Annotated in this window: 33 protein-coding genes; 20 read left to right on the forward strand and 13 right to left on the reverse strand. The window is 60.5% G+C overall.

The features are described 5' to 3' along the window. Positions 1-155: 155 nt before the first annotated feature. Complete coding sequence (locus IFT58_RS11520) at positions 156-548, reverse strand: helix-turn-helix transcriptional regulator (RefSeq protein WP_192081650.1); 393 nt, start codon at positions 546-548, stop codon at positions 156-158. Positions 549-659: 111 nt separating this feature from the next. On the opposite strand from IFT58_RS11520, the gene IFT58_RS11525 reads away from it, so the two are divergent. The 3 genes from IFT58_RS11525 (at position 660) to IFT58_RS11535 (ending at position 2,484) form a co-directional block, all read left to right on the forward strand. Further along, positions 660-1,481: a hypothetical protein gene (locus IFT58_RS11525; RefSeq protein ID WP_192081651.1), complete on the forward strand. Its 822-nt coding sequence runs from the start codon at positions 660-662 to the stop codon at positions 1,479-1,481. Position 1,482: 1 nt separating this feature from the next. After that, complete coding sequence (locus IFT58_RS11530) at positions 1,483-1,866, forward strand: hypothetical protein (protein ID WP_192095052.1); 384 nt, start codon at positions 1,483-1,485, stop codon at positions 1,864-1,866. A 129-nt stretch (positions 1,867-1,995) separates the two neighbouring features. Continuing rightward, on the forward strand, positions 1,996-2,484 hold the full coding sequence (locus tag IFT58_RS11535; RefSeq protein WP_192081653.1) for a hypothetical protein: 489 nt from the start codon (positions 1,996-1,998) through the stop codon (positions 2,482-2,484). 468 nt (positions 2,485-2,952) lie between these two features. On the opposite strand, the gene IFT58_RS11540 is transcribed toward IFT58_RS11535, so the two are convergent. Beyond that, a complete protein-coding gene (locus IFT58_RS11540) occupies positions 2,953-4,173 on the reverse strand; it encodes a hypothetical protein (RefSeq protein ID WP_192095054.1) in 1,221 nt (406 codons plus the stop codon). A 175-nt stretch (positions 4,174-4,348) separates the two neighbouring features. Further along, positions 4,349-6,268, reverse strand: a complete 1,920-nt coding sequence (locus IFT58_RS11545) for a type 4 pilus major pilin (RefSeq protein WP_192095056.1) — start codon at positions 6,266-6,268, stop codon at positions 4,349-4,351. Positions 6,269-6,440: 172 nt separating this feature from the next. Here IFT58_RS11545 and IFT58_RS11550 point away from each other — a divergent pair, with 172 nt between their 5' ends. The 8 genes from IFT58_RS11550 (at position 6,441) to IFT58_RS18665 (ending at position 11,188) form a co-directional block, all read left to right on the forward strand. Then, positions 6,441-6,629 (forward strand): hypothetical protein, encoded by a 189-nt coding sequence (locus IFT58_RS11550; protein WP_192095058.1) that lies wholly within the window; start codon positions 6,441-6,443, stop codon positions 6,627-6,629. Then, entirely contained in the window at positions 6,626-6,868 is a 243-nt protein-coding gene (locus IFT58_RS11555; protein WP_192081657.1) for a hypothetical protein, read from the forward strand. Before IFT58_RS11550 ends, IFT58_RS11555 begins: the two co-directional genes overlap by 4 nt. After that, complete coding sequence (locus tag IFT58_RS11560) at positions 6,865-7,335, forward strand: hypothetical protein (protein ID WP_192081658.1); 471 nt, start codon at positions 6,865-6,867, stop codon at positions 7,333-7,335. The genes IFT58_RS11555 and IFT58_RS11560 overlap by 4 nt, the downstream gene beginning before the upstream one ends. A gap of 163 nt (positions 7,336-7,498) precedes the next feature. After that, complete coding sequence (locus tag IFT58_RS11565) at positions 7,499-8,113, forward strand: ParA family protein (RefSeq protein ID WP_249405676.1); 615 nt, start codon at positions 7,499-7,501, stop codon at positions 8,111-8,113. 32 nt (positions 8,114-8,145) lie between these two features. Then, positions 8,146-8,688, forward strand: coding sequence for a hypothetical protein (locus tag IFT58_RS11570; protein WP_192095060.1), 543 nt, complete (start codon positions 8,146-8,148; stop codon positions 8,686-8,688). 77 nt (positions 8,689-8,765) lie between these two features. Next, complete coding sequence (locus tag IFT58_RS11575) at positions 8,766-9,761, forward strand: HNH endonuclease (protein WP_192081661.1); 996 nt, start codon at positions 8,766-8,768, stop codon at positions 9,759-9,761. 741 nt (positions 9,762-10,502) lie between these two features. Further along, on the forward strand, positions 10,503-10,823 hold the full coding sequence (locus IFT58_RS11580) for a hypothetical protein (RefSeq protein ID WP_192081662.1): 321 nt from the start codon (positions 10,503-10,505) through the stop codon (positions 10,821-10,823). 71 nt (positions 10,824-10,894) lie between these two features. Further along, complete coding sequence (locus tag IFT58_RS18665) at positions 10,895-11,188, forward strand: hypothetical protein (protein WP_342029559.1); 294 nt, start codon at positions 10,895-10,897, stop codon at positions 11,186-11,188. Positions 11,189-11,192: 4 nt separating this feature from the next. Here the strand turns inward: IFT58_RS18665 and IFT58_RS11585 are convergent, their stop codons facing one another. The 3 genes from IFT58_RS11585 to IFT58_RS18815 form a co-directional block, all read right to left on the reverse strand. Beyond that, positions 11,193-11,672 (reverse strand): hypothetical protein, encoded by a 480-nt coding sequence (locus tag IFT58_RS11585; protein ID WP_192095062.1) that lies wholly within the window; start codon positions 11,670-11,672, stop codon positions 11,193-11,195. Between the two features lie 62 nt (positions 11,673-11,734). Beyond that, complete coding sequence (locus IFT58_RS11590; RefSeq protein ID WP_192081664.1) at positions 11,735-11,998, reverse strand: hypothetical protein; 264 nt, start codon at positions 11,996-11,998, stop codon at positions 11,735-11,737. Next, positions 11,991-12,278: a hypothetical protein gene (locus IFT58_RS18815; protein ID WP_249405677.1), complete on the reverse strand. Its 288-nt coding sequence runs from the start codon at positions 12,276-12,278 to the stop codon at positions 11,991-11,993. The genes IFT58_RS11590 and IFT58_RS18815 overlap by 8 nt, the downstream gene beginning before the upstream one ends. Positions 12,279-12,521: 243 nt before the next feature. Between IFT58_RS18815 and IFT58_RS11600 the strand changes: the two genes are divergently transcribed. Continuing rightward, positions 12,522-13,256, forward strand: a complete 735-nt coding sequence (locus IFT58_RS11600) for a hypothetical protein (protein ID WP_249405678.1) — start codon at positions 12,522-12,524, stop codon at positions 13,254-13,256. Between the two features lie 2 nt (positions 13,257-13,258). After that, positions 13,259-13,612: a hypothetical protein gene (locus tag IFT58_RS11605; protein ID WP_192095066.1), complete on the forward strand. Its 354-nt coding sequence runs from the start codon at positions 13,259-13,261 to the stop codon at positions 13,610-13,612. 55 nt (positions 13,613-13,667) lie between these two features. Here the strand turns inward: IFT58_RS11605 and IFT58_RS11610 are convergent, their stop codons facing one another. Beyond that, entirely contained in the window at positions 13,668-14,333 is a 666-nt protein-coding gene (locus IFT58_RS11610; RefSeq protein ID WP_192081667.1) for an SOS response-associated peptidase, read from the reverse strand. A 100-nt stretch (positions 14,334-14,433) separates the two neighbouring features. On the opposite strand from IFT58_RS11610, the gene IFT58_RS11615 reads away from it, so the two are divergent. Both IFT58_RS11615 and IFT58_RS11620 read left to right on the forward strand, forming a co-directional pair. After that, positions 14,434-14,868: a BLUF domain-containing protein gene (locus IFT58_RS11615; protein ID WP_192081668.1), complete on the forward strand. Its 435-nt coding sequence runs from the start codon at positions 14,434-14,436 to the stop codon at positions 14,866-14,868. A 53-nt stretch (positions 14,869-14,921) separates the two neighbouring features. Beyond that, the gene (locus tag IFT58_RS11620) at positions 14,922-15,287 is read left to right on the forward strand and encodes a hypothetical protein (protein ID WP_192081669.1); all 366 of its coding nucleotides are present in this window, start codon (positions 14,922-14,924) and stop codon (positions 15,285-15,287) included. Here IFT58_RS11620 and IFT58_RS11625 read toward each other — a convergent pair. From IFT58_RS11625 to IFT58_RS11650, 6 genes are all read right to left on the reverse strand, one after another. After that, positions 15,284-15,586, reverse strand: a complete 303-nt coding sequence (locus IFT58_RS11625) for a hypothetical protein (protein WP_192081670.1) — start codon at positions 15,584-15,586, stop codon at positions 15,284-15,286. The genes IFT58_RS11620 and IFT58_RS11625 overlap by 4 nt on opposite strands. Positions 15,587-15,768: 182 nt before the next feature. Next, positions 15,769-16,281, reverse strand: a complete 513-nt coding sequence (locus tag IFT58_RS11630; RefSeq protein ID WP_192081671.1) for a DUF4411 family protein — start codon at positions 16,279-16,281, stop codon at positions 15,769-15,771. Between the two features lie 2 nt (positions 16,282-16,283). Next, the gene (locus IFT58_RS11635; RefSeq protein WP_197974114.1) at positions 16,284-17,408 is read right to left on the reverse strand and encodes an ImmA/IrrE family metallo-endopeptidase; all 1,125 of its coding nucleotides are present in this window, start codon (positions 17,406-17,408) and stop codon (positions 16,284-16,286) included. Positions 17,409-17,844: 436 nt separating this feature from the next. Beyond that, positions 17,845-18,666, reverse strand: a complete 822-nt coding sequence (locus IFT58_RS11640; protein WP_249405148.1) for a site-specific integrase — start codon at positions 18,664-18,666, stop codon at positions 17,845-17,847. A 164-nt stretch (positions 18,667-18,830) separates the two neighbouring features. Then, positions 18,831-19,013, reverse strand: coding sequence for a hypothetical protein (locus IFT58_RS11645; protein WP_192081672.1), 183 nt, complete (start codon positions 19,011-19,013; stop codon positions 18,831-18,833). After that, entirely contained in the window at positions 18,994-20,061 is a 1,068-nt protein-coding gene (locus tag IFT58_RS11650) for a hypothetical protein (protein WP_192081673.1), read from the reverse strand. Before IFT58_RS11650 ends, IFT58_RS11645 begins: the two co-directional genes overlap by 20 nt. Before the next feature lie 1,016 nt (positions 20,062-21,077). Here IFT58_RS11650 and IFT58_RS11655 point away from each other — a divergent pair. From IFT58_RS11655 to IFT58_RS11675, 5 genes are all read left to right on the forward strand, one after another. Further along, positions 21,078-21,491, forward strand: coding sequence for a hypothetical protein (locus IFT58_RS11655; protein ID WP_192081674.1), 414 nt, complete (start codon positions 21,078-21,080; stop codon positions 21,489-21,491). Positions 21,492-21,523: 32 nt separating this feature from the next. Then, positions 21,524-22,135, forward strand: coding sequence for a hypothetical protein (locus IFT58_RS11660; protein ID WP_192081675.1), 612 nt, complete (start codon positions 21,524-21,526; stop codon positions 22,133-22,135). Between the two features lie 64 nt (positions 22,136-22,199). Beyond that, positions 22,200-23,336 (forward strand): hypothetical protein, encoded by a 1,137-nt coding sequence (locus IFT58_RS11665; protein ID WP_192095067.1) that lies wholly within the window; start codon positions 22,200-22,202, stop codon positions 23,334-23,336. 63 nt (positions 23,337-23,399) lie between these two features. After that, on the forward strand, positions 23,400-23,960 hold the full coding sequence (locus IFT58_RS11670) for a hypothetical protein (protein ID WP_192095069.1): 561 nt from the start codon (positions 23,400-23,402) through the stop codon (positions 23,958-23,960). A gap of 2 nt (positions 23,961-23,962) precedes the next feature. Then, positions 23,963-26,839, forward strand: coding sequence for a hypothetical protein (locus tag IFT58_RS11675; protein WP_192095199.1), 2,877 nt, complete (start codon positions 23,963-23,965; stop codon positions 26,837-26,839). Positions 26,840-26,866 lie beyond the last annotated feature (27 nt).

A 26,866-nucleotide genomic window follows, 5' to 3' on the forward strand; every position in this document is an offset into this window, starting at 1 on the left:
CAATAGTGACGCGGGTCACATTTGGGGGCAAGTCGGCGATGGTCCTATGCATCAAGGATTGCGCTCAAGGATTGGCAGGGCAGGCCGATAGCCCGTATTCGAGGCCAACTCAAGAACGATGGGCGATGTCGCCAGATGCGGAAGGAAATGTCCCGTTACGCGGGACCGTCTTTGGTCTTGGCTTCAAGCAGTTTGGCGAATGTTTCGCGCTCTTGAATCGGCAGCTTGACGAGCGCGTTCAACATGTCCGCCAGGTGGGACTGCTGGGAGATGCCCTCCATGCTCAGGGCAAGAATGGCTTCGGACATGCTTGGCGTCGTGGCGACCAAGTATGCAGGCGGCACTTCCAGTGCTTCGGCGAGCTTAAAGAGCGCCTCCAGGCTGATCGACATCGATCCCGACTCGTATCGAGAGATTCGCGCGGAGGCAGTGTCTTTGTCCAAGCCCATCCGGATCCCCACTTCGCGCTGACTCAAACCCCGAAGGTCACGGGCTTGGCGCAGGCGCGCGGCCACGATCGCCCTAGGCGTGGACGGGGCAGCGGTCATGGGCTGAACGGATGCATTGCAGGCATGCGGTCAGGATGACGGAAGGCCTACGCCCCGGGTAGACTCTACGTGACACGTAAGTTGGCGGCAACCCATAGCTAGGAGCAGGGTATGAAGCGTTGGACAGGGGGCATTTGCGCGGTTGCTTTGATGGTTTCAACCGGGGCTCACGCCCAAGATGCAACGGGATTGCTGCGACAGATCGGGCAGGCCATTTCGGGGACGCCCAAGGCGGCGGCTGATCGTGTCAGGACCCCTTACTTTGAGCCCGCCGGCACCTACTGGGACGACGGCGATCCACCGGTGTTGGACGGCTACACGCGGATCCGTTGGGGCCTTGCGGCCACAGCCTCAGGCGGCTTCGATATGTGCGAAGGCAACCTGATCGCGCTGACCAAAGCCGGGTTCGCAATGGCCCCATCCACCCGGACCCACTGCATCGGCTCCTGGGAGCACCAGTTCAAGCGGGTGGGAGAGAGGGGCGACCCTGCCTCCGCCTTTGACGCCAAGGCGCGCCAGATTGCATCAACGGACGCGTTCTACCTTCGGCCGCACCTCGACGTGGAGATCGACCAGAAAACCGGCATCCTCCACGCCTACGCCAAAATCTTTAACAACTCCTGGTATCCGAACTCCCCCGGGTTTCTTCCCACGGCGGTGATCGGTGCATCGCCCTTCGGCAAGGGCAACGCGGTGGTGGGGGTGGAACACGGTGGGCGCTATCACGCGGCGCTGCGCCTGAAGCCCGAAGACGTGGCAGAGCTTGGCCGGGTGGGACGCGACGCTACCGGCGACCGAATCTTTTTCAAAGTCGTGAAGGGCGGGCTTCAGCCCAATGGATTGCCGGACATTGTTCTCCAAATCGACCGGATGGAGATCGGCTACAAGAACCAGGTCATCGGCATCATCCCTTCCAAAGACAAGGACGCATGATATGAAACAAGCAATGATCGTGGCCGCAGCAGTGGCACTCCTGACCCTGACGGCCTGCTCTGGTGACAAGGGGCCCACCAAGGAGGACGGGGTCAAAGTTGTAGAAGGGTTCTTTACCGAGCAAGGGAAGCAGGCGACGTTGCAGCGCACCTGGAAGCTTGAGGTCACCGATGCGGGCGGCCTGGAGTTCGATTGCGAGAAGAAGCCCAATGGGGATCAAGAGTGCATGGTGGGCGGGTCGGTAAAAGCCCAGGGTTCCATCGGTGGCCCGCCCACCAAGCCGGAGCCGGGCACCCTCAAGCCGAAGCTGCGTGCACTGTTCCGCCCTCAAGGCGAGGGTTGGCAGCCGGTCGAGGTGAAGGACGAAGGGACGTCCGCAGGCTAAACGCCTGGACGCCATGTCTTGACTGCACACGGGTTCCGATCAAGCGTGCAGCCACGACCCCAAGGGAGAGAAAAGATGACTGCTTACGCACCGCAGCCCCGCATGATGGCCCCACCTGGGCCGTCTCAGATGATCCTGCCGTTCGTGATCTTGGGCCCGTTGGGGCTTGTCGCACTGGCATCGGGACTGGAAGTCATGAAGCGGGACTTCTTCATCGGCCTGATCTGCTGCGTGCCGGGAGGCCTGATCTTTGCGTTCTTGGCCTTCTGCTTCGCTCTCCATGTTCGAGCTCAGCGGCTTTGGGGCTGGCACGTCCAAACCGGCCGTGTCCCGACGTTCCGCAATCACGGGTTCCTGAAGGGGGCGGCAGTCGGTGCGGTGACCGGGGGCGGCTTGGTGGTGATGGCGGCGTGGCTCGGCTTGCGGCTGATGGACGACCCGCTCTATGGGACGTTTGCCAACTACGCCTTCTACGGGGCCTTCCTCTATGGTCTGCCGGTGTTGGTTTTGATGGCCGTGGTGGCCGGCTGGGCAAAGCGAGCGTGGGATCGCACGGCCATCCCTCCACCGCTGAAGAACGTCAGCGGCCCTGGGGACAGCGAACGGCATGTCACTTGAAGCAAAGCAGGGGCCCGAAAAGGGGCCCTTTCCACGTGTCCCTCCCGTGCGCCTTTTCCTTGGGCCGCCTTTGCTTTTGGCCTCAAGAGCACGCGGCCCCGGGCCGCGTCGTAGGGGAAGGAAAGGCAGGTGGCAGCGGCTTCCGCCGCCGCCAGGCGTCACCGACAAGAGGTAGGCGTATCATGGCTTAGGCCCCATGCACGTCAGGCTGAACTCCAGGGTTGATCCTGATGAGGTGGTCGAGCTACGGATACCAGTGGCGAGCGATGACGTGGCACACGTTGTTCACCGGGCACGATGGCCACGCCTTTTATTACCCAGACCAGCCGTTAGACACCCACCCGGGCTGCCCGATGCAGCTCTCGTCAGAAATGGACGCAACCGTCCAGCTGCTCGGCGAGGCGTGTGGTTGATCGAACGTTCCGCAGAAGGGGCGCCGACTCAGCCACCCCCATGCTGCGCAAGTGTTCAGCCTGACGTGAGGCCAAGCTCTTTGATCGCGCCCCAAGGCATTATGGTAATGCCGTCGCATTCGCCCGCGAGGACGCCGTTGGAATCCGCCTTGGAAACGATGCCATGTCCGTTGTTCCCTCGGACTACTGCGGCACCGCTGTCCCCCGGCGCGCATGCGAGCGCTGGACCCTGGACGCGTATCCAAGTGCTCGCACACGGAAGAGCCTGGCCGGGTCCGCACGAGATGCCAGGATCCCACCCGATGCTGACTACCTTGCCGCAACTCCACCCCGTTCGGACGCCTCGGAAACAGAGTTCTTGCCCCACTTGTGCACCTGTCCACATGTACATGATCGAGCGCTTGTTGTAGTCCGAGGTTGAGGTTGCATACACGCTCCTAAGTGGCGTATGGGCGCCGACCGTATGCCATTGAACGTCATGACTGGCATCGTTGATGCCATCGACGTAGGTCAGCGGCGTGGAAAACTTGGTGGGGTAGCCGTAGTTGCCGTAAATCAGAGCGTCGGGGCAATGGGCAGCAGTCGTAATACCTTTCCGACCCGTCGCGGTATGCTTGACGGGAAATCCTGAGGTGCAAAAAGAGTTGTTGTTCTGAAGCACCGCGCCGCCGTTGATGTATTCCATGTTCAACGACTTGGACATGTTAGGCCTGAGGGAGAGAGAAATGCCTAAGACGCGTTCAAGCTTTTTAAGGGTCGTCTTGAGTTCCTCAGTCTTTGCCTCATCACCCGTAATGTGGATCACAAGCAGGTCTTGACCGGGCAGCCCCATCGTGCCCACGATGCCGGGTATTGCGCCATAGAGTAGGTCTCGATGCTTATCTACAATGGCGTAAAACTCTTCTTCGTTATGCTTGCGGCCGGTCTCAATAACGACGCGGGTGGTGCCGCTGGCTGTTTTTAGAACCCTGCTGTTCACGGGCTCTGAGCCCTTCAGTTCGACCAGGATGTGTTGATCCGGCCCCTGCTGAATAGATATTGCGGTCAGTCTTTCTGAAAATTCCTGCCGAAGGTCCTCCATCGGCTGCAGTATTTCGGTCTGAACTGCGAGTCGGGTGACCGCGTCGTCGATGGATACTTCGGGATGCTCGGTCACATAATTCTTCACCAATGTTTGCATCTCCTCGCCTAGTTCGGAGTCCGGATCGGGCACCTGTGCCCAAGCGCTCGTCGACAGGCAAAGCAAGAATGAACAACCGAGAAGCTTCCATTTCATAAGGGTCTCCGTGTCCCTGTAGGTTGATCCCAGCGCCATGCAATGCGTAGGGAGAAAGCAGGCTATCAGTCAAACGAAGAACGTTCAGTGACCAGCCTCACACACTACTGCTGCTTCGTTTAACAGGGCGAATGAATAAACAGGCGTTCAACCGCGCGGATAGGGGGCAGTGCGGTCATCGCGGAGGACCAATGCAAGTCAGACTGAACTCCTGGTAGTCCACCCGTCCTGGGTTGTAGAACTGCCGATACCAGCGGTAAGCGGTGGCTTGGCCCACGTTGTTCTCGCTGCATGCAGGCAGGCCGGATTGGTTTCCAAAACTGCCGTTGGGGGTGCATCCGGGTTGCCCCGTGCAGGTCACGTAAGGAACGGACGCAAGCGCCGAGCTGCTGGGCCATTCCCAGCGATAGGGGTTGTTCGTCTTCCCCACCAGGTCGGACGCGCAGGCCTGGCGACAAACCGCCATGGATGTGCCCCCGCCGGTCCAGTTGTAGTCGCAATAGTGCATGCCCATGTTGGACACGCACTCGAAGTCATAAGAGTAGGCGTAGTTGATGTTTCCAACGTCTCCCAATGCGTTGCATTGCTCCGCGTAGCTCGCTGACTCGCTGACGTTCGCCGGCCAGTTCCCGGGCATCGGGGCAGGGGTTTCCGTGCGGACAACAGGAACGTTCTGGATGGCCCACGCCAGGCGGGCCTTCTCTGCTGCCGTCAGGCCGACCACTGAGTCGTGATACCAATACCCCACGCCACTCGATCCAGGGGGCGGTGGCAACTCGTCCACGGCCGCCGAATGCCACGCAGCGACCTGCAAGCTGCCATCGCTGCAGCGCGGGGCCGTCGGCACGCACGTGTTGACCGAATTGCGCTGGCTGCCGGTATCCGACCAGGCCGACCATCCACCAACGTTAGGCAATGGAACCGTTGTGCGACCGGCGGGGCAGGCGTAGGTGATATCCCGCGAACGGACCTGCTCCCATTCCTGCGACACGGTCCCCGTCATCCCGGAAGGGCATGACCCCGTGCGCGTGACCCACTGGGCCTGCGTTTGCCGCTCGCTGGTGGGGCACGCCTGGCAGTTGCTGGCAATCGTCTTTTTTACCTCGACAGCACGAGCCCAGGCTTCCGGATGCTCCCACGCCGCGTCGGTGTTGGGATCAACGCCTCCGTTCGGACAGACGGTGCGGGTGCGAAGCGTTTCCGTCCCCCACGTCCCCGCCGGGCACGTTCCCGTTTGCGTCAACGACTCTGCCTGCTGACAGGGCACCAACGCCGGCGGCAAGGTCGGTGGAAGGCCGATGGGCGAGGGCTGCGGCACCAACGGGGTCGCTGCGGCAGGGGGCAGGGCTGGAACTGGAGGAGGGGCAGGAGGCAGCCCCTCAGGCGAGGGCGTGACGGGATTCCCTGGGAGTGCATCGTCCACCGAAGGCGCGGATGCCACGGGTCCCGCTGGGGTCGTTGGTGCATCAAGGAAGGGAGACGGCACGGGTGCAGCCGGTTCAATGACAGTGGCCACCGAGCCTCCGCTTGCCAGCCCCGAGTAATACACCACCTCCAACACGTTCCCGCTCTCCTGGCAGGCGGCGGCCAACGTGGGCACATCCAACTGGCCTCCCGTGTTCCATTTCGCCGAGGTCGCGTCCACACGAACGTCCTGGACGTAAGCGTCTCCTGCCACTGCACTGAGGAACGGCACGCAAGCCCGGCGGGGCACGCCGGAGAACGCCACGGTGAAACTGTCTCCAAAGCGGCGAACCGTGGAGGGAGTGATGGCAATGGGACCGCCCCAGGCGTTGCTCAGCGCCGACCCAGAGGATGCCTTTCGGAAGTCGGCGGGCGCCAGGTTGTCCTCGACCACGCTAGACGCACTCACGTTTCGATACGTGCCCACAACGCCGTAGGAACGATCAATGGCGTTCGCCATCGCGCGGAGGTTCTCAACATCCGTTGCCACATACACCCGGGTCTGGACGCGGGGATAGAAGAACAACGCCGCTGCGCCTATGGCTGCGGCAGCACCCAAGGCCAGCAGCAACTCGGCCAGGGCAAAGCCTGGAGTGGGCGAACGTGGGCGTGGGCGGGCATGCGGTGTCATTCACTTCAGCATGCGACAGAACCGCGTTTTGACAAGCCCTGAGAGCATCTCCTGTTTTTAGTCAAAAATGGTTGAAATCAATGGGTTGACATCAGTTGGAGATGTGGTTGGATCGTGGTGTAGGAGCGGTTTAATGGGTAAATCGACCTACCCACAAAGAGGGAGTGAAGGCATGAAGATCCATCCCGTAGAGCCCGCTAGCAACGACCTGACGCACTTCCAGCTCCACACCGCCATGCAGTTCCTGGACCGCACCAATGGCCTGAATCAGTTGGCCGAAAAGCACCGCCGAATCCAGCGCCTGGCCACCCGCGCCCGCCATGAGCGGCGATGGAACAAGGAAGCGGAGCGCTTCGCATGAGCTTGAACATGGCCTTGCTTTTGGTCGGCATCCTGAGCACTGCGGTGTTCTACCGGGACCTGGTTGCCAACCCCCTTGACGCCGGGCGTGGATTGCTCCGGTTCTACCAACTACCGGCCCAACGTCGGCAAAGCAGCGTTCTTCCGGACGTATCGGCGGAGTGGTGGCGCGTGATGTTGTTGCCCGTATACGTTTTGTCGGCCTTGGTGCTCATCGGGATCCTGGGAGGTGGGCAATGAGCGCTGGGACCGAAAACCTCATCCGGGCCATTCAAACCAACGATTCGATGGCCTTCTACGGATGGCTGCACGCGCTCAGGGGAACGCCAGCCTTGGATGCCGGCGTGGCCGGTGATCCGGGCATCACCCCTTTGGCGGTGGCCGCGGTCATGTATGCCAATGTGCTCAAGTCAGACCGTCACCAAGCAGGGGGGTATGCGGCCATGGTTGCAGCGCTTCTGGACGCGGGAGCCAATCCCTTGGCGCGGATCGGGGAGCGTTTCGTTGTGAGGCGAAACCATGCCGGGAAGCTCGAACGGCGTCGGGTGGCCGATGGTAAGACGCTGGCTGAAGTTTGCGAGAGCGTTCTCGCCCCCGCTATGGAGGCCTGGTTTGAACGGTATACCGTCGACCGGATGAACACCGAACTCCACCGACACCACCCGGCGTTCGTTCAATCCCCACGGCACATCGCGGAAGTCGCCTGAAGCCAGAGCCGGCGGCTGCTCGCCGCCGAAAAGCGGTGGGGAGAAAAGGAGGGGAGGGCCACGGCTTCCGCCGGGCCCAGGCCTTGCTTAACCCAAGACGTCTGCACGGCTACAACCCCCTAGCTGCACGGCCCTTGCGGGAATAGGTTTGCATCGTAGTGTGTTGCACGACCTATCCATAAAAGGGAATATCCGCATGCGACTTGTTGTTTGTTGCTTCAAAGGGGGCGTGGGGCGCACAACGCTTTCTCTCAACCTCGCGGCCGCTTTCGCCGGCCAGTCCCGCGTGCTGGTCAACGACCGTGACCCGCAATGCGGTTCAGTGGCATGGGCTGCGCTGTCTGACGAAACCCCGTTCACCGTGGGCCGCTCGTCCTCCCCGGGGTTCGATCTGGAGATCCAGGACCTGCCGCCCAGCGCACCGGTGAAAGACCAGCTCCCGGACGGGGATCTCTACATCGTGCCCACGCTGCTGGACGGTGGCAGTTATGTGGTCTACCTGCGCACCATTGAGACCCTGCGACGTCAGGGCAAGCCGTTCCTGCCGGTGGCCAACCGGGTCAACCTCAAGCGTGCAGAACACCGCCGCCGGCTGGGAGACCCGAGCCTAGCAGGGGCCGTTGTCATCCCCGAGCGTGCGGCCCTGGCGAGCTATTACGAGCTGGGCGAGACCGTCTTCTCTATGCGTGGCGCAGGCGTAAAGGATGCACGGGAAGACATTTTGAGGGTGGGTGGAGCTATCCAAAAAAGGTTGACCGATGCTAAGGGGGCTGCATGATGGAGGCCCCGTTGCTGCCCCTGCCTGAGCTCATGGCTACCAAGAAGAACCCTGTCAAGAACGCCATGCGTAAGAAAGCCCCGGTCCGCAAGAACCTGGCCGCCGCCGCCAAGGTGGTTCACTCCAAGCCGGAGCGGGAATATGCACCGCTCATCGACTTGGGGCAGTTCTCTGAGGAGGAGTTGGCTGAGCTGATGGTGGCTGCAGGGGACGCCCCTGCGCGAAAGACGTATTTCGACTACAGCGAAGAAGCGCCCTACACCCGATCCGGGCAGAGGATCTACCTGGAGGTGGGGCGCGATTCAACGATGTTCGACTACCGCGACGAGAACGGGACGCGTGTAGAGCGAACGATGGTCACCGTTCCCCCAAAACTGCGAGAGCAGCTCCAAGAGATCACAGGGGAGGAGCAGCCCATCGTCACGACGTCGATCATCGCCCTCGCGTCCTGGGCCTGCCAAGAGCTCAAGAAGACCAAGCGGCGCTTGGTGGTGACGACGGCGACTGATGACCTGGACCCGGTGCGCAAGCAGGTGCGGAAGGCCATCGTCGCAAAAAGTCGAAAAACTCGCTGATCCCCCCACGCAATGGCGGTAGTAGGCGATCGAGCCCCTCAGATGGGGTGTTTTTAAGTTTAGCAGAGGCATGGAAGATGCTCATCAGCAATGAACCTGCGGTTGTTGCACTGGGAATGTCACCCGAAGAGGCGGCTGGGCTCGATAGGGCATTGGCTGAGGTGAGGCGGTTGCTAGGCCCGTTGGATGCCTATATGGCCACGTATGCAGGCATGCGGAACCCTACGCTGATTTTTGGTAGGAAAGCCGTTGATGCTCGGAAAGGGAATCCGCTGCTGATAGTCAGAAAAGTTCGTAACACCTATGTGCTGGGCTTCGCCAAGTCTCAGAAAAGCGGACGTCAAGTGCTCCAGTATTTTTTTGATGCCGGGACCTGGGGCGATTTGATCAAGGGTGAGGTCTACCCCCTGGAAAAGCTTGCAGAAAATAGCTCAGTGTTCGCATCAAAAATGAAAAGGCTTGGCACCTGGTTGAAGAAAGAACACGAGGATCTTTACGAAGTCTGGATCGAAGGTGAGTCGTTGATGCCATCTGACTATCTTTTGAACGATGGCCACAATGAGCAAGGCTCCCTTCTACTGGGGGAACTTCAGCAGCTTTCTTCAGAACCATCCATTACCACGCGAGTGCAACTGATCGATGCGCGGTTAGGTCAAGGAAATTTTCGGCAGAAGGTGCTTGATCGCTGGGGCCGGCGCTGTGCCGTCACTGGGTGCACAGTAGAGGCATTGCTTCGCGCCTCCCATGTTCAGCCTTGGGCTTACGTGGTGAAAGCCAATCAGTCGCTACCGGGCGCGCCGGATCCACGTCTGGATCCTAACAATGGGCTGCCGCTTGTGGCGACCCTTGATGCGCTGTTCGATTCGGGCTTGATGACCTTCAACGACGATGGTTGTGCGCTTTTTGCTGACGCTTTCATAGAAGAAGAACTCATTGCAAAAAAGCTCATTCCCGCGCAGGCGCGTCTGAGAAGCTTGCCCGGGGGTGAGTTGAAGCGCTACCTCCAAATCCATCGGGACGAGGTATTTCAACGGCCGAGGGGGAGCGCGAGGCAGGGCCGGGCCGCCGATTAAAGCCAGCTCTAGGCCGACGCGGAATAATGGCCATGGCAAGGGCCACACCGCCGTATAGTTGGATTTCCGTGTGCTTGATGAGGTGGGTGAGCGGTTCGTTTCCGATGTCTGGGCAGCGGAGATCTCGCTCGCCGGGGCCCTACGGCAGTCGATGGACCGGTGCCTGGACCAGAATAGGTGAACGGTCGAAGCACGCTCATGTGCGATTGGAATGCTTAGCTATTGCTTCAATGTGCTTGGCAAAGCACGTTTAGAATATTCGGAAGGAGCATCAATCTTGGAAGATCCTCGACGACAGTTGGTAGAAATCACCTTGAGCTGGGAAAGAGCATTCGGCAACGCCCGATCCATCACATCGGCTCTGTCCGAGCATTATGCTGCCGTGCTCCTTGGCTGTCCCCTGGCCGATTACTCCACAAGCAAGAGGGCTGCAAGGGCAGTCCAACGGGGCTACGACTTCGTCTACCGAGGCCTGCGCTGCCAAGTGTAGGGAAACCGGCCTAGTGGGAAGCGTGGGAGCGCGGTGACCTGGGTGCCGAAGCCGAGAAACTACGACTGGGACCGGTTGATCTGGATCCTCTACAACCCTGCCTACGAGGTCCAGGAGGCCTGGCTCTGGGAGGTGGAGGCCTACAAGCTCCGGTTCGATGAGGTCCAGCGTCTAGGGCCGGCGCACATGCGCTTGGGGAAACCACTTGCCGATCTGATAATCTCAGGTGACGGATCATCATGGAGCGGTAGATGAGTAATCAGGTTACATACGAAGAGTTGATTAAGCTGCTTAACGAGATCGACCCTTTTTATAAATCAGGGAACTCGATTCCTGCGGAAAGAGCATTCATTCCTATAGCTGTATGGGAGCGCTTCAGAGCTCTTATAGGGCGCATTCAACTTGAAGAGCATACGCAACACGTTAGTTCTGAGGAGCGTCCAATTGATGCGATCAAGTTCCCAGGAAAGCCTGACATTTCTAGCGCGAACCAGCGGGCTGAAGGTGGCTATTCGGATGGCTGGAATGATGCGCTTACGGAAATCCGAAACATCAACACGCGTAGGCTCTAGTCCCGTCAGCGAACGCTGTATTCCGTGTTTTTAGGTGGCGTTGCTAACACTACACGGCTGGCTACCTCATCGTGAGGGGGGGGCTCTGGCGAGCCACGAAATCTGGCCTCAGCGGGCCGGAGAGGGAACGCTTGGTCCACGAGCTGATGGACGCGCGGCGGGCCGTGAAGTCGGCGAAGTCCAACGGGGACAAGGAGGCTCTGGTCGCCGCCCGGCGTGCCGCGGACAGCGCGAAGAGAGGCCAGGGCGAACGGGGCCCGGTGTGGTGGACCGATGGGCCGCCGGATTGGAACCGGCACCTGGTGGAGAACTCGCCCTATGCGGTGTGGTTCTCTGAAAGACGAGCAGTAGCAGGTTCAGCGTAAGCCATCATGCCTTTGGCTGGGCACTCATTTCTGACAGGCCGAAATCCATTTCAAGGTGGAGAACAACGGCGTCGACGACGTTGGGCGTCTGGGTGGCTCCTCTGGCGAGAAGGCTTCGCTTATAGCGATCAACACAGTCCGAAACAACAACGTGTTGACCATCTTCCTCCGCAACAAGCACGACCTGTTCTAGGGCGCGATACATCAAAGCTTGGTAGCGCAAATGGTCAGGGAGAATGACGTTGGGTATCTCAATCACGGTTGGATAGACATCAAGCACCATTGCTGATGGATAGTTCGAATCATCCCTGCCTTCGTGTTTAAAGTGAAGTTTGAATAGACTGGAAGCTCCGTTCCCGCCATACGGTTGAGCCCATAGCTTCCAAGGTGAGGTGAAGTGAGGAGCAAGCACGCTCATAGCGGCAGCAACCGGCCTGTAGCTTCGATCCCTCAAGGAGATTTGTTCAACCATTGCAAGGTCCATTTATCGCTCTCGCTCCATGTTCAGGGACCGTCAGCCAATCTTTGCCCGATAGGTTGAGATCTTCAGCCACACCCATCGCTTTCCTCCTGGGGTGCTTGGACAGCACCCGCCTTCCGGCCGCCTCGGCGGCTGTTATTGGCATTGGCCATGATCCTGGCCACCTCTTCTTTGTCACCGCGCACCAAAGCGATCAGCGCCAAGCCGCGCGCGTCCCACAGCCGCACGACGCCTTTCCGTGCGCGCGTCAGGTCCACCCCGGAGCGCCGGGCCAGCTCGTGGCCCACCGCCCGGTGGTCGGGCGCTTCTTCCTTCAGCAGGTCAGCCACTTGCCACCTCCACGCGCTTGAACTCAATCACCCACACCCACGGGTTTTCCGCCCAGATGCCGCCGGTCGAATCCCACAGGGTCATGCTGCGGACAGTCAGCGATTCGTGCGCGCCGCCGTTGAAGGTGAACCGACCGTTGAGTTGCTCAATTCCTTCAGCCAGCGCATCGGCTTCACTGATTGCCTGCAGCCGCTCCACGCGCACGTCGGTGATCTCCAGCACCAGGCGGCACGCCCAGCGCGGCAGGGGATGCTGGGGCGCCACCGGCCCGGATCGCATCGGGCGAAGCCTTCGCGGTAGTAAGCGATCTGCTTGCCGTCATCCGACACGGTGGATGGCAGGCCGCCCCATGGGCCCCAGCGCTCACCATCGGCGCGGTGCTGGCCGTACGTAGGGAAGATGGCGTGCGTCTCCCTCACCCACAACCGGTCGCCGGGCTGGCCGAAGGGGCAGTACACGATTGGGCCGCCATACTCCCAGTAGCAGCCACGGAGCGGGGGACTTCCTTCGATCATGCATGCCGTGCGCACGATGTTGGCGCTAGGTTGCGGCTTCACCAGCCGCCGGGTCTGCGTCTTCGCGCCCGACAGGATGGCGCGCACCATGGCACCGTTGAACAGTGTAGGGTGGGTGACCCGTTCGGGCGGGTACATGCAGGTGCACGGCAAGCCGTTCGGCACCACCGGTGATCTGATGCACTACATCGGGATCGGCTCAGATCCGAACGCCGCCAGCAAGGCGAACGGCATCTTCTGGATCGACAACAAGGGCAACGCCTATTTTGGTGGCAGCTTGTCGGCGGGTACGTTGCGCAACGCAGTACAGACCACATCCACTGCAGGCAACGCCGAAATCATCAACGGTCCATTCTCGACATTGGGTCGGCAGAAGAGCGTGGTGGTCAGCTACAGCCTGCGGAAGACGGACACGGCCACCACCGGCACATGGAACCCGCCGAGCGGTGCAGTGAACGCTACGATCTACATCTACCGGAAGGTGGGAAATGGCCCAGAGCAAATGATCAACAGCTTTGTGGTCAATGGCGCGTTCGAGGTGTTGAACGAGACTGGCGGGCCGTCCAAGCTTGTTTCGACCATGAGCGGTGCGCATACGTTCAACGACAACACGCCGGGCACCGATCAGTTTACATATCGTGCAATTCTGATCAGCCGCAACGTCGCTGCCTCAACACCCAGCAGTGGCACTGTGAATGTTGAGATACAGCAGAGCCTTGGAATCATTTCAGTGGAGCAATGAGCATGAGCCTCATCCTTTCCGAGGGCGGCAACAATGCGGTGGAAATGTTCGCTACCCGCATCGATGTGCAGTGGGACTTCCGCACCAACACGGGCCCGGTGCTGTTCCACTTCGAACGGGTGGACTGGGACCGCTCCACCCGCATGGTCAACGCGCGGGGTTATGACCGGACCGTGCCGCAGGACATTGGGCTGATCAACGGCCAGTACACGATCACCGATCCGTTCACCGGCGAAGAGTCGGTGGAGCCGGGCTGGAAGCTGATGGCGCTGATCAAGGCGGCGACCGAGCGGGTTTGGGATGCCGAGACTGCCGTGCCTCCTGTGGCAGATACTGACGAGGGCGCGCCGGCGTGATCCGTGAATCAGATGTCCGGGGGTACTGGTGGGACTGGATATCCGCGAACCTGCCCTAGCCGCCCAGCTGCAACAGCTCCGGGACGTTGTTGCGCGGCGAGTTCACCGCTCGGCTAACCCGGTATGCCTCCATCGCAGGGGGCTCGCTGGCCAGCAGCATCGCCATAGCGTCGTCGGGCTCGGCGGCCATCCAGTCGTCGACCTGGTCCGCCTGCAGCCACACCGGCATGCGATCGTGGATATCGGCCGATACCCCGCTGCTGTCCCCGGTAATGACGGTGAAGGTGCCGAGGTTGCCCTCGGCCAGGAGGGGGCTGGTGTCCTCCCACAGGCCGGCGGCGAGCAGCGGCCCAGCCGCATGGATGAACCACGGATCCTTCTTGCCGTCTTCGGTGTTGACCGACCACTCGTAGTAGCCGGCCATCGGCACCACGCAGCGGCGCTTCTTGAAGGCAGTCCGGAATGCCGGCTTCGTCGCTACTGTCTCGATCCTGGCGTTGATGGTCGAGCCTTGCAGGCTCTTCGCCTTGGCCCAGAAGGGCAGGAGACCCCACACCATTCGGGTGACCTGCCGGCCCGTTCCGCGGTCGATGATGACCGATGCGCGCTGGCTCGGGGCCAGGTTGTAACTGGGCGGCAGCTCGAGCAGGTCCTGGGCCAGGTCGGGCAGGCCGAGCTGATCAGGTTTGAAGATGGGGGTTTGGACGAATCGGCCGCACATGAGCTACATCTACGGCACCCAGCGTGATTACTCCGCCTAGAGCATCACAATATTTTATTCACAGTTCGGTTATGTTCGACCTCCCCATCAGGAGCCGGCAATGCCGATTCACGCAGTCGTCTACGCCAGCCACGTGGCCGCTGAGCTACCAGCAGAGCGTCTGGACGCCCTTGTTCAGGACGCTGCGAGGTTCAACGTGATCGCAGGCGTGACCGGCCTGCTTCTATTCGACGGGGAACGCTTTCTGCAGTACCTAGAAGGCCCTGATGATGGATTGCGTGCGGCCTATGGCCGCGTGCTCATCGCGAGCAGCCACTTCGACATTGTGCAGCTGGCTCGAGGGCTGGTCGGTAGCCGGCTGGCTCCGTACTGGTCTATGACCATGGTAGGTACGCCGCGACGAGACCTCGGCACAATCGCGGTCGCGGACTGGAACAGCTTCGTCCGCCGCGGAAGCTCGCTGCGGCCAACGGCGATGGACCACTTGGTCAGAATCATGGATCGGCACCGGCAGGACGAGTGCCGCGCAGGCTGAACCCTTCACCGCTGTATCGGGCTATGAGACTGCGCCGGCCTATCCTCCTGCCCATGGACGCCGACACCCAGACCCTGACCCCCATGCCTGACGGCTTCTACTGGAAGCCCCGCTGCCACCTCGACACGCTCCCGACAGGCCTGTTCCTGCATGGGGAGCAGGTAGCGTCCATGCAGCAGAGGGTCGATGGCAGGTGGCTGGCCAGGCTGACCCCCGAGGATGGGGTGCATGCACCGCTGCTGCTCCGGCACTGCAGCTCGTTTGATGCAGGCCGGCGCGGTTGCGAGATGTGGGCCTTGCGCCACGAGCAGGCGCTGCGCCGGAAGGTGGCCAAAAAGCTACAGTGGATCCAGGACAACGTGGTGCTGCGGGGCAGGGGGAAGCAACTGGACCCCCGCGACGTGCTCGGTCCGGCCTAGACCTGCTCGGCGCTGCCAGCTTGCCGGTCTGCTGCACCTTGGATGTGATCGGATAGCCCAGCCAGCGCCTGCTGGAAAGCGGCATCGAAGAGTGGGGAACTGCTGCCATCGCCGCCATGCACGTCTGCCACTTCGGGTAGTACATGGGACCACAGCTCCGCCAGAGCTGCAGGCGTAGGGTGGGAGGCTATGACCGCCTGTAGGCCGTACTCCAGGGCCTTGATGTAGCCGCGTGAAGCTTGGAGTTCGAGCTCGCATCTCGCCAGGCGTTCGAGGATCTGCTCTATCGGCTGATTCATGGGTATCTCTGCTAGGTCTGCGCCTTAGTCTACGGCCCAGTCAGCTGCCGTTGCCTCCGTATCGGCCCTTGCGACAGGCCGGCGGGACAATGGACCCATGACAAGAGAGCACGCAGGAAAGGCGCGCTGGGTGCGCGCGAGGGCGGCTCCGCGATGACGGCAGGCCGAGTTCCTCTACCGGCCTAGGGGACAAAATTGAACGTTGGAGCTGAGTGCAGGGTCAAGAGCTCATAGATTGTGAGCGTCTGTACGCCCATTGCGGAAGCGGCATTAGGAATGGGGATGCCATTCTTTTTCTCGGCATTCCATTTTTCATGCGTAGCGATCTTCCAGCCCTTGTGCATCGCCGTAGCGATCAAAAAGGCATCCGCTTTGTCTGCATTCGCGAATACCGCCTTGGCCCGCGGCTGGTAATGCGAGCTAGACGCTGCCCATTGCTGTACAGCCGCGTAATTGGTCATTACACCGGGGTCGGTATCGTCTGGTAGGAAGAACGCAGCTGGCATCGCATTGGCCCAGGTTACGCACGGATCACCTGCGGGCCCGTCTAGCAGTTCCTTTCTCACCTTATTGATGCTGAAGACCTTCTGGCTCGCGTGAGCGTTGACTACCCAGTCCCAAAAACCAGTGCAGAACCCGAACTGATAGTGAAAATTCTTGCCCTGCAGGAACACGTTAGTGTCTATTAGATACATTTTTAGGCTTCCCTGCCGAATACACGATTGCCAAGTTTGATCACCGTGTCAGGCTTGCTGTTTAGAAGACTTGCAGCTTCGCGAAGCAAGGTCTCGCCGCTGAGCGCACTTCCAACTACTGCTCGCGTCAGTCGTTTGCTATTCCGGACAGGTATGGTCCTGAATGGATCCCCGCCTGGCTCGCGCGGCTTCCTCGGAAGCGGCCGGAGATAGAGCTCGAATTCCGGCCAGCTAATGAGTCCGTTGTCGAAAGCACGGCGCGCAATCACGGCTCGGCTTACGCGGAATAATCTCGCGAGCGCTTCCACGTTCGGCGTATTAGTCCACTGCGCCAAAAATTCATGATTAGGAACTAGGACCTCGGCAGATACAGCATTGCAGAAGATTTCAATGCCGCGGTCTGTGGTCGGACTGAGATCCGAAACTCCGCTTTCCCCAAGCCAGATGTGGGCAATCTCATGCATCAGCGTAAACACGGAGGCGACAACGGCGTCCTGTCCATTGATGAAAACTATAGGCGCCATGGGGTGCGCGACTGCAAAGCCACGAAACTCGCCTTCCGAGAGGCGACGTCTAGTAAACGCGCGCACGATTCCCGACTTCATGACCAAGATGCCCTGGTCCTCAGCTCGGTCGGATAGCTTCCGGAAATATGCGTCGGCGTCTTGGCTAGATGTTCTATCAGCCACGGTTACGCCGAGAGTCCGGCGAATGTCCTCCGCGACGACGGCCACTTTTGGGCGACTTGCAAAGCGGAAGCGGCCTACGAACGGGAGCGAGTCCGCGCCTCCCTCGCGAAGATGGTCAATGAACCATTCCTGTTTTGAAGTCGCGTCTGCCAAGACTTCAAAAAAATCATCGCTCAGCGGTGCGGCATCCGTCACCCGCCTTAGGTCAGGGATAGAAGGGCGACTAGGTTCTGGGGGCACCTGTAGGAAAAGGAATCCAAATGGAATCCTCGCCAACTTAGCTACCTTCTCCGCCTGACGTATCGTCAACTCACCCTGGAGGATGCGCCTCCGGTCGTCGTCTCGCTTGGCGATTTCCTCGGCGAGAGATTGGCGGTCTCTGCCGGCTTCCTTGGCAGCCCAGTCGAGGACCGTGAGAGAGAGGTTCAACGCGGCCATTTAAGAGCGCTCAACTGCAGTTCCGAACAAGTGCGCATAGGATACTCCTTGATCCTTCTAGGGAGGATAGGGCTTAAATGCTCGGCCGCGTCAAGTGCCGTAGTCTCATGAGGTGGTGAGATGGCCTGCTAAGTCTGTGGTCGCGGGAACATATCTTTTGGGCGGAAGTCTGCGGTGGTGCATGCCGTGGCAGCTTGCTGCATACGGCTAAGCATTAGTAGCTGCAAATCGCAGCAAATCGGCACACCTTTGGCACAGCTGTTAGTAACAGCGCTGCTACAAGTAGCTGGATCGCCCCCCTCCTAAGGGGAAGGTCGCCCGTTCGAATCGGGCCGGGGTCACCAGAAATCAAATACTTACGCCGATTGGCACTGTGCCATAAGTCCATAAAATTCCAGAATTCTCAGGAATTGGTCACAGTGGTCACAGTGACGAATCAATAAGTTAGCGTCGCCACTGCACTGTCGTCTCCTTCAGGCGTCAGGTGTGCGTAGTACTTCTCCGTGGTGGCGTAATCCGAGTGGCCCGCCAGTATCTGCACGCGGCGAAGCGGCACGCCAGCCATGACCATATGAGCGCAGAACGTATGCCTCAAGCGGTGCAGGCTCCCGCCCACGCCTGCTTTCTTTGCATCGCTGGCGAACCAGTCGCTCACCGTGTCCTTGTGCACGCTCACCAGCGGATCCGGAAGCGCGGCAAGCGCGGCGGCGGCTTGGCTGTTCAATGGCACCTCCCTCCACCTCCCTGACTTCGTCCGCCCGTTGCCATCCTCATCGGGGTCACTTTCGATCAGTAGCCGACCAGCGACCGCGTTCTCATGCTTCAAGTGCATGAGCTCGCCGCGGCGTATGCCCGTGTGCGCCATGAACCGCCATAGGTTCGCCCTGGCCTCGTTGGCGGCATAGAGCTGCTGCTTGGCGCTGGCGCTGTAGAACTTCACCGCCACGCTGCGTACGCCGCGCGGGGCTTTGATGCCCTCAAACGGATTGGCGTCCAGCTCCTTCCACTGGACACCGCAGCTCAACGCAGCCTGGAGGCGGCGAACCTCCTTGCCCACCGTCTCAGGTGCCATCTTGTCCGTGACCAGCCGCTGGGTCTTGTAGGCCTCCAGCTCGATCGGCCGCAGAGTGTCGATGGGGCGATGACCAAGCTTCGCGATGATGATGCGAAGTTCGCTCTTGGCCTTCTTGTGGGTGGTCGGATGCTCCGCCTTGTACCAGGTGAGCCAAGTGTCCAGGAACTCCCGCAGCGCTGGCATGCGGGGAATGATCCGGACACCGTGCCTTAGTTCTGCTTCTTTCGCAGATCGTATCTCCTCAGCCTCTCGTGGGCTGAGGCGACCGATGGCGACGCGGCTTCGGGAACCGCCATCACGCCAGTTGAGGTACGCGACGTCGTCCCGCCAGTAAATTGTGACTTTGACTATTTCTGCGCGCTATAGATTGCTTCGTAGAGTTCCGCCTTTTCATAGAGCTTATTGCCCATGAACTCGCGCGGCACCAGGTTGTATTGCTCGACTCGGGCATAGAACTGGCTGACCGAGACGCCGCAGTAGAAAGCGGATTCCTCGAGCTGATACTGCGCTTCATCGCGTAGAAGCGTCAATGGCTCGTTGCTCGCTCACCAAGCGCGCCCAGGCAGTCTGTAAAGATCTCACTTCATCCGCCCATGCCCTGTATTCGTCCCGCGGCATTGGGGCTTCCAGTCCGCGCTTCACTCGCTCCACATATTTGCTCTTCCTGGCTATCGCTTCTCGATACAACAGCTCGGCCTCCTCCAGCCTGTCGGCCCGTTTCGCGGCCTGCAGTTGGGCCAGCCGGCGAACTGAATCCGGATTAGTAGAGAGCACACGGGGGGCATGAGGCAGCGCCTGCCCGCCGGTCATCGGCACCCGCTTGTGGTTGCTTACCGGGTCCATCACTCGGTGGCGCCAGCACTCGCGCCAGTCACCAGGGTCCACCGGGCCATCGCCTGGAACGTCCAGCGGCAGCACGATCCCATGGCCCTCAATGAGCGCCCACAGGGCCTTCAGGAACCCATCAGTCGGAAGCCGTAAAAGGCTCAGCCGGCCCTCGGCCAGCACCTCGGCCCCATCCCTAATTTGTAACGCCAGTAGGGCCTCACCAGTCGCCGTGGGATCCCCGGCGCGGGTGCTCCAGCCTACCAAGCAACAGCGCTCTCCATCCACCTCACCAGCCCACGCGTAGACCCGGAAGCGGGGCTTGTCGAAACGAGAACCCAAGTGAGCCAGCAGCCGCTCACGCTTCGAGTGACGGCTCAACGGGGTGAAGTGGTTCTCTGCATACAGCAACGCAGCGTGCCGCCGGGCCAGCAGCAAGGCAACCCGGTCAGGGGCCGCCGACGCTTTCCACTTTGACCAGCTCACGACATCGCGCAGGCCCTTTGCAGCAGCGCATGAACGGCAGGCAGGCACCCAGTTCTCCACCACGCCAGCGGGGCCGCCCAGTTGCGCGGGGGCCAGCGACGTAGCAGTCCAGGACTTGGGAGAGGGCAGGTCCAGAGGATCGGAGCAGAAGGCGCAGGCGTTGCCGAACTCCGCCAAGCCCGCTTTGCGTTGCCACCCATTGGCCTTGCCTTCCAGCGGGGCGTCGGCTCGGGCGATGGCATCAAGGAAGGGGGCGAGCTCAAGCATGGGAAGCCCCAAAGCCGTTCAAACCAGAACTAGCGCCAGGATCGCAGGACGGGGGCAGGGGAGCGTAGCAGGTGCTTGAAAAAGATTTGACTAAAACGATTTGCCGAGCTTGTCGAACCTCGCCAGCAACCCCCGATCTCAAACCCAGAACTCGCTTCGCCGATGCGTTCTCAGGGCAGCTTTGAACCTCCAGCCGCTGATCGAATGCCGAGGCGCGGTGAACGAGAGTTTGGGCAACCCGCTTGACTAAAACTGAATGACTCAAGGCTTTTCGCGCAACCAAGCCGAGCGCCGAACTCCAAGCACTCGACCGCCAGAGCCCCCGAGCAGCGTTGACTAAAACGGATTGAGGCAGGGCTTTCCGAACACCCGAGCAGCACTGCAGAACCCCAGCACTCGACCACCCGAACCCAAGGAATCGATCAGCGGAAACAGGGGGTGACAGTGGTGCGGGGACGTGGGGGTTGGAAGGGGGGCCGTTACGGAAGTGGGCGTGGGGCTGATCGTTGGGAAGCAGGCTGACGGGGTGCTTCGCTGGATGGGTTGCAGGGGGGAAGCGGAACGGATTGGGCGGAAGCGGTGGGGCGAAGGCGGTGGGCATTGGGTCTCCGGGTTCGTTGAGGATTGGGGCTTTCCTAAACTTCTACCGGGGAAAAGCGGAAGGGCAAGAGCGGTGGAGCGAAAACTGGGGGGCGATTGCGAGGAACCGATTTGTCTCCCTAGTCACCGTTAAAGGTTTTCCGAAAGGTGAAGGGAGTGGGCCATACACAAGTCGCACCAAGGTGTTTTTCCGGCTTGGCTAGAAACGCTGCGCGTTTCCACCCGGTCAAGCCTTGCTGCGCCTTGTTCTACGTCTTGGCTAACAACTTGGCCAACAGCTCGGCTGAAAAGATGAGAAAAGCACTGGGAATCAAAAGATCTCCGGCTTAGCCCGCTTGCGCTTCTGAAAACTCCTGCTAATCCATTAGGTATGGATTTTCATCGCAGGGGGTTAAGTGGTTCGCCAGTCGCTACTAATGAAGTCTTTCAATATCGCCAGCGATGAGCTGGAGAGTGCGCGCTATCTCGCGAAAGAGGGGGGGGTCTCCCTCAACAAGTATTTGCGCCTGGCGGTTCTCGAAAAGAATCGCGGCGTGGTGCAGGGGCTGGAAGCTAACGATGCCCTGAAATACATCCAAACCACGGTACGCGAAGCCGAGTCCCGAAATGCCTTGGCGCTGGAAAGCGCGCTGGCTGACATGCGCGCCGAGCAGGCGGCAGCACTCCAGGCAAACGAGGACTTGGTGATGAAAACCCTTCAGGCCTTCAGCCAGTTCCTCTCGCCATCCCAGCCATCCCAAGGAAGCCCGCGCACGCCCCGTCCAGAAACGGCGAAGACGCCTTCCAAACCCGATGCGACCGACTGGCAGCGCTACGCCAGCGGCTCTTAACACTTCCCCCACTGCCTCAAAGGAGCTCACCCATGAAACGTTTCGCACTCACTCTCACCATCGCCGCACTGCTTGCTCCGGGTCTGTCGTCTGCCCAGGACTCGCGACAACCGGAACCGCAGAAGAAGACGGACAAGCTGCGCATGTTCAAGGCCGGTGGCATCGGTTGCTTGGCCGGCGGTGGCCTGGCCTATCTGACCGGAAAGAAAGACAAGGCGGCAGTGGCATGTGCTGCCGCCGCCGTCGTGGGTGGCATTGCCAGCTACCGCGCCCAGGTCAAGGAAGCCCAGGAAGTGGCAGATGCAGCCAAGGCCGCGGGCTTGGATGCGCGAGTCCAGACCAAGACAGTGGAGACCAAGGACGGCCAAGCTGAGGCACTGGACAAGCTGGTCATCAAATACCCCGTCGCAGACATGAAGTCCCTGAATCCGGCCACGGCAAACACGCTCGACAAGTTGGGCGCGCTGCTCAAGTCGAGCAAGGAAAAGTTGACCGTCTCGTTCAGCGGTGCCGACGCAAGCGTGTGCGAGGTGCCCTTGGTTGAGCTGGCCAAACGGGGGGCGTTGGCAAACGCCACCGTCCAGGACGCCTGCGGGACCGGCGACCACGCCATCACCGTCAGCCCCATCCCTGACGTTCGTTGATGCCAGCGGTGGACCGGGGGCGTGAGCCCCTGGTCCAGATCTTTCTCAATCTCCTGGAGGAACCATGAGCAACACCCCATCCCCTGAAGAGCTGCGCCGCCTCCAAGAGTTGGCTGAAATGTTTGACGACGGCACATCCATGCCTGGGACGCCGAGCCCTGAGCGGTCCGCTCCTTCGCCAGGCGCAAGCGAGGTCATGAATGCCGCCAAGCATTGGGGCCGCGTGTTTGGGAGCAAGGCCAAAGAGCTCTCAGAGAAGGCGGTCGAAAAATCCAAGGAAGCCCAGGACGCCATCGCACGCCGGGCAGCAGAGGCGAAGGCGAAGAAAGAAGCAGAGCGAGCGCAAGACGCCGCCGCCGCGATTCCAGCCGCTGCGCCAACCGAGCTGCTGCAGGTCGAACCCGAGGCGATTTCTCCGCCTGTTGTGACGGAAACCATGGTCGAGTCGGAGGACGAGGCAGCGCGGCTCGAGCGACTGGCTCCGATGAAAGCCAATGCGAAAAAGGTAACCAAAGAGCTAACCAAAGCGGTTCGTGAGAACCCCGCAGTCGCTGCATTGATCTACGACGGGATGGGCACGCTCCCGCAGTTGCGCGACCTGCCCGATGAAGTGGTGGACCCTGTCACCCCTGATCAGCACTCCCCATCCGCCCCCGAAAGTATTCCCCAGGGGGAGCCCGTCGTATCGGTAACGCCGGACCATGCCCCCAACAATGGGCCGAGCCGAAAGAAGGGCTATCAAATGTTGGCCGCGGCTGCTTTTGTTGTCCTGGTGCTTGCTGGCGCCACGGCATGGTGGGTCACTCGCCATGATTCCGAAACGCCGGGCGTGGCCGCAGGCACGGCCGCCCCGGCAGCAATGCCCCCGGTCGTGGCTACCCCGCGTCCAGCGCCCGTCGTTGATCCGCTGCCGGTGGCCGTGCCGATTGAGCGCGTGCCTGCGTCACCCGTTGACGCAAAAGCTACTCCCCTACCGGATGCAATCCTGCCGGTTGAAGCGCCGGCCACAAAGCTTGTCCCAGCGATCACACCCAATGCCAAACCCACATCCAAGGTTTCGATGCCCACGGTCCGGCTAGCGGTAAAGCCGAAAGCCTCCGTCGTCCCCGCGCCCCAGCCAAAACCTGATGAAACAAACGGATGGCAGGAAAAAGCCGGCGACGACATGGATGCATGGGCAAAGAAGGCAGGGATCAACTGATCCCCTTGCCGAAACCAAATGATCCATTACAAGTAATGGGTATTTAAACCAAAGGGAGGCGTCATGTTGGGTTGGTTGTTTCTTCCATACAAAAGCACAGGGGTTTCGTTTACCTCCCGCTTCATGCGGTGGCATGGTGAGCGATTCCTCGGTCGTCCTGAGGGCTTGGGTCTTCGCGGCATACTTCAGGATGTCCTTGATAGTTATTACTACTTGGCCGTGGACCGTCCGGTTCAAGAGCACAAACACGATTTCAAAACATGGCAGATCGACCAGCAGCACGCGGAAGAGGCCCGGCTCGTGAGCAAGGCGGAGATCCCCAAAGCAACGTTTTTGGCCGTCGTCGCGATTAGCTTGGTTTGTTCGCTAGTGGCTGCTCCGTTTGCCGACTGGAAAGGCTCCCCCATTGGCCAAGGCACTTCACTGCTGACCAAGTTGGACGTGAATAAGGGGGTTAAGGCGCTGATGGCTTCTAAAGCATCTCCTCAAGCCGCGCAGGCGACCGACGACTCCACGGTAAGGGCAGATTGCGAAAACAAATTCAGGACCGGTCGCTATACGAATAGTGACATTCCGGTGTGCTCGAGCGTGTGGAACGAGCTGGCAACCAAGGGGGGACAATGATCATGAACATCTATTCGCTGTTGGACATCGCTATCCAGTTCAAGCACCGCGTGCTGTTGCGAGCACCGGCTCGACCGGTGGCCGATAGGATGTGGTTCAACGTCGCCGCACGCTTTGCCAACGTTCGCGGAAAAGTGAACGCCCATAACCGGGTGTCGAGCCGCACGTTGGTGGTGCCCGCGAGTTATGGGCCCAGAGCTGAGGCACTGGGGGCCGTCTACGACGCGGCAACCAATACCTATGTTGTCCCTGACGCGCTGGATGAGAAAGATGCTAAGTTCGCGCCGTTCTGGCCCTCTGCTCCGCGGGACCTCCAGAACCAGGAGGGACGTGCCGAGCTGTCAAGGGACGGCCAGGTAATTGAAAGCCTGGTCCATCCGCACGATCGCTTGCAAGGCGGGGACAGCACCGCGCTGTTTCTGATGTATGCGGCCCTGCCGATCATCGGTGCCGTGATCGCTGCCCTGACCTCCATTCCAGTCGTGGGTTGGCTGGCTTGGCTGCTGTTGCCGGCGGTGGTGCCCTACGTCCGCGCGATCGCGCGCAGCGAGAAAGCGCCCGAGGCGTTCAGGGCAACCGTGCTGACCTTCGTGCTTCCGCTGGCAGCAGCCAAAGGGTTCCTTCTGGCGGCTGGATCCAGCGGTATTGCGTTTGGTGTGTTTGCGACGATCCTCAACGTCTATCTCTTTCTCGGACTGCTCTATTGCCTGATCGCACCTGTTGAACAGGAAGATCAAGCGTGGGGAGGCCGTTGGACGCGGATCAAAGGCTTCGCGTTGTGGAACACCGCGGGGTTGGTGGCGATCGGTATGACGATGCTCTTCCCGTCGGTCATCGGCGGCTTCCTCTGGTTCGTGATGGCCGGTGCCTATGGCTTCGTCTACTACGCCCGGGATTACAAAGAGCGCACCTTGGTTCTTCAGTCCCAGAGCGCGCGCTTCAATCTGGGTAAGCAAGGTTTGATGGAGGACTTCAACAGCCAGGCACTGGAGGCACAGGTCCGCAAAGCGCTGGCCGACCCCAGCCCCTTCATCCAATGGGGTGTGGCGCTGGGTCACCTGCGGAAGAAAGGCGTCAAGAAGTCCTACGACACTGACTCGCCGGCCGGCATTTCTATTGAGGACCTCTTCATGCACGCCATGATCTGGGCCGAAACCGGTATGGGCAAGTCGGCTTACATTCGCTGGCTGATGGCCGAAATCCTGAAATCCGGCTATCCGTGTGCGTTCGCCGTCTTCTGCGGCAAGGGCGCCTTGGCGGGCGAAGTGCGCGGCATGCTGGACATGGTCATTGAGACCGGCGTTCACCTGGGGCTGATTGAAGGCTTGGATGCGCAAGGACTGAAGGCCGCGCTGACCAACACGAAGATGGAAGACGACAACGCGGACATCTGGACGGGCATCTCAAGCTTGGTCATCGACCACGCCGCCGTGATCCTCGAGGCGCTACACCACCACGAGCTGATGCTGCGTGCGCTGGATGCGGCGAAGAAGCTCGAGCTGGAAACCGAAATCGAGGGGTTGCTCCAGGTCAAAGACCAGGACGAGGCCAACGGCAAGGACGTCGCCGACATTGATGAGGCGTTGGCACGTTTAGGCAAAGAGTTGGGCGAGCGCATTAACGCCCTTTCCGAAGAGCGCGAATGGAAATGGACCCTGGAGCGCTTCGATAAGCTGATTCAAGCCATCGGTGACGTGCGTGCCGACAGCAATATTCCTGGCGAGGGCTTGTTGGCTGCTGCCAACTACATCGGTGTGCAACCCATTCACCTAGGCAACGACGAAGATTTCATTGCGCGCAAAGCCGACTGGGCGGAGCGACTGGCAAAGGCGCCGCAGACCATCCATCCGGATCTACTGCAGCCCGGCTCGCTGCTTCAGCAGTCGTTCGGCTGGGTGTTGAAGACGTGGCCGGCCTTTGCCGCAGAGACCCGTGGCAGCTTCATGGCCAACGTTCAGAACCGGCTGGTGCCCCTCATGCGCGGCAAATACCTGGTGGACGACCAAGGGGTGCCGTGGCACAGCATTGAGCACGGGTCGGTCAACGTTGGCGACATGCTGAAGGGAACGTCCATGGGCGTCAACGTCCCAGATACCCGGCACGGGACGGCCGGCATTTTGGTTCAGAACCTCATCAGCCAGCGGCTCTACACCGGCATCAAGCTTCGCAACGAAGTCAGCGAGGCAGAGTGGCGCGGGCGCGGTGAGCTGCCCGTCATCCAAATCATGGACGAATGCCAGAACCTCATTGGCCGTGAAGAGCAGCGCATCCTGCCGATCTCTCGCTCGACAAAAATGGCCTGTATCTACGCTACGCAAGGTTACGAAGGAATCTTGGCCAAGCTGCCGGAAGCCGCTGCCCAGCAGTTCTGCAACAGCTTCCAGAACTGGGCCCTGTATCGCACCTCGCCTCAGAGCTACGAATACATGGAGCTGCGCTTCGGGGTAGAAGAAATGACTGTATTTCGGAGCAAAACGGCCGGTCTGGATTACGACGGCGGGCTTGACATGGTCTTGGACAACGCTTTGTTCGATCCCAACCACCCCAATGCAGCGGGCATGAAGCAGTTGCGCAAGGCCGGGGCGGGACGCGTGGTGGCGAGTCACATTGATCCGGTCAGCAAGAACCGCTGGGTAGGGCAGAAGTTCACGGGCATCCAAGCGACAAAAGACCTCGAGATCCCTGCAAATGGTCGTCGCGAGTCCCAGCCGCTGTTCTCCAAGTCCGAGTTCAATGGTCTGCTAAACCAGCAGGGGCGCGCCATCCTCTGGTTTAACCGCGCCGGTGTTCGGCGGGCCGACATCTGCAAGACGCCGTTCTTGCCTTTGGACAAGGTCGACGACGTGGTCAAGGCCATCAAAGCATCGAGGGCGGCGTAAGCCTCCCTCTCTACCACCCCCACTATA

Source organism: Stenotrophomonas sp. CFBP 13718 (assembly GCF_014842145.1).
In the GTDB taxonomy this organism is placed as follows: domain Bacteria; phylum Pseudomonadota; class Gammaproteobacteria; order Xanthomonadales; family Xanthomonadaceae; genus Stenotrophomonas.

Bases quoted from the DNA above. Each gene is read 5' to 3' on its own strand.
- IFT58_RS11520 (WP_192081650.1), bottom strand. From the start codon at position 548: ATGACCGCTGCCCCGTCCACGCCTAGGGCGATCGTGGCCGCGCGCCTG.
- IFT58_RS11525 (WP_192081651.1), top strand. From the start codon at position 660: ATGAAGCGTTGGACAGGGGGCATTTGCGCGGTTGCTTTGATGGTTTCA.
- IFT58_RS11530 (WP_192095052.1), top strand. From the start codon at position 1,483: ATGAAACAAGCAATGATCGTGGCCGCAGCAGTGGCACTCCTGACCCTG.
- IFT58_RS11535 (WP_192081653.1), top strand. From the start codon at position 1,996: ATGATCCTGCCGTTCGTGATCTTGGGCCCGTTGGGGCTTGTCGCACTG.
- IFT58_RS11540 (WP_192095054.1), bottom strand. From the start codon at position 4,173: ATGAAATGGAAGCTTCTCGGTTGTTCATTCTTGCTTTGCCTGTCGACG.
- IFT58_RS11545 (WP_192095056.1), bottom strand. From the start codon at position 6,268: ATGACACCGCATGCCCGCCCACGCCCACGTTCGCCCACTCCAGGCTTT.
- IFT58_RS11550 (WP_192095058.1), top strand. From the start codon at position 6,441: ATGAAGATCCATCCCGTAGAGCCCGCTAGCAACGACCTGACGCACTTC.
- IFT58_RS11555 (WP_192081657.1), top strand. From the start codon at position 6,626: ATGAGCTTGAACATGGCCTTGCTTTTGGTCGGCATCCTGAGCACTGCG.
- IFT58_RS11560 (WP_192081658.1), top strand. From the start codon at position 6,865: ATGAGCGCTGGGACCGAAAACCTCATCCGGGCCATTCAAACCAACGAT.
- IFT58_RS11570 (WP_192095060.1), top strand. From the start codon at position 8,146: ATGGCTACCAAGAAGAACCCTGTCAAGAACGCCATGCGTAAGAAAGCC.
- IFT58_RS11575 (WP_192081661.1), top strand. From the start codon at position 8,766: ATGCTCATCAGCAATGAACCTGCGGTTGTTGCACTGGGAATGTCACCC.
- IFT58_RS11580 (WP_192081662.1), top strand. From the start codon at position 10,503: ATGAGTAATCAGGTTACATACGAAGAGTTGATTAAGCTGCTTAACGAG.
- IFT58_RS11585 (WP_192095062.1), bottom strand. From the start codon at position 11,672: ATGGACCTTGCAATGGTTGAACAAATCTCCTTGAGGGATCGAAGCTAC.
- IFT58_RS18815 (WP_249405677.1), bottom strand. From the start codon at position 12,278: ATGCGATCCGGGCCGGTGGCGCCCCAGCATCCCCTGCCGCGCTGGGCG.
- IFT58_RS11605 (WP_192095066.1), top strand. From the start codon at position 13,259: ATGAGCCTCATCCTTTCCGAGGGCGGCAACAATGCGGTGGAAATGTTC.
- IFT58_RS11610 (WP_192081667.1), bottom strand. From the start codon at position 14,333: ATGTGCGGCCGATTCGTCCAAACCCCCATCTTCAAACCTGATCAGCTC.
- IFT58_RS11615 (WP_192081668.1), top strand. From the start codon at position 14,434: ATGCCGATTCACGCAGTCGTCTACGCCAGCCACGTGGCCGCTGAGCTA.
- IFT58_RS11620 (WP_192081669.1), top strand. From the start codon at position 14,922: ATGGACGCCGACACCCAGACCCTGACCCCCATGCCTGACGGCTTCTAC.
- IFT58_RS11625 (WP_192081670.1), bottom strand. From the start codon at position 15,586: ATGAATCAGCCGATAGAGCAGATCCTCGAACGCCTGGCGAGATGCGAG.
- IFT58_RS11630 (WP_192081671.1), bottom strand. From the start codon at position 16,281: ATGTATCTAATAGACACTAACGTGTTCCTGCAGGGCAAGAATTTTCAC.
- IFT58_RS11635 (WP_197974114.1), bottom strand. From the start codon at position 17,408: ATGGCCGCGTTGAACCTCTCTCTCACGGTCCTCGACTGGGCTGCCAAG.
- IFT58_RS11640 (WP_249405148.1), bottom strand. From the start codon at position 18,666: ATGCCAGCGCTGCGGGAGTTCCTGGACACTTGGCTCACCTGGTACAAG.
- IFT58_RS11650 (WP_192081673.1), bottom strand. From the start codon at position 20,061: ATGCTTGAGCTCGCCCCCTTCCTTGATGCCATCGCCCGAGCCGACGCC.
- IFT58_RS11655 (WP_192081674.1), top strand. From the start codon at position 21,078: ATGAAGTCTTTCAATATCGCCAGCGATGAGCTGGAGAGTGCGCGCTAT.
- IFT58_RS11660 (WP_192081675.1), top strand. From the start codon at position 21,524: ATGAAACGTTTCGCACTCACTCTCACCATCGCCGCACTGCTTGCTCCG.
- IFT58_RS11665 (WP_192095067.1), top strand. From the start codon at position 22,200: ATGAGCAACACCCCATCCCCTGAAGAGCTGCGCCGCCTCCAAGAGTTG.
- IFT58_RS11670 (WP_192095069.1), top strand. From the start codon at position 23,400: ATGTTGGGTTGGTTGTTTCTTCCATACAAAAGCACAGGGGTTTCGTTT.
- IFT58_RS11675 (WP_192095199.1), top strand. From the start codon at position 23,963: ATGAACATCTATTCGCTGTTGGACATCGCTATCCAGTTCAAGCACCGC.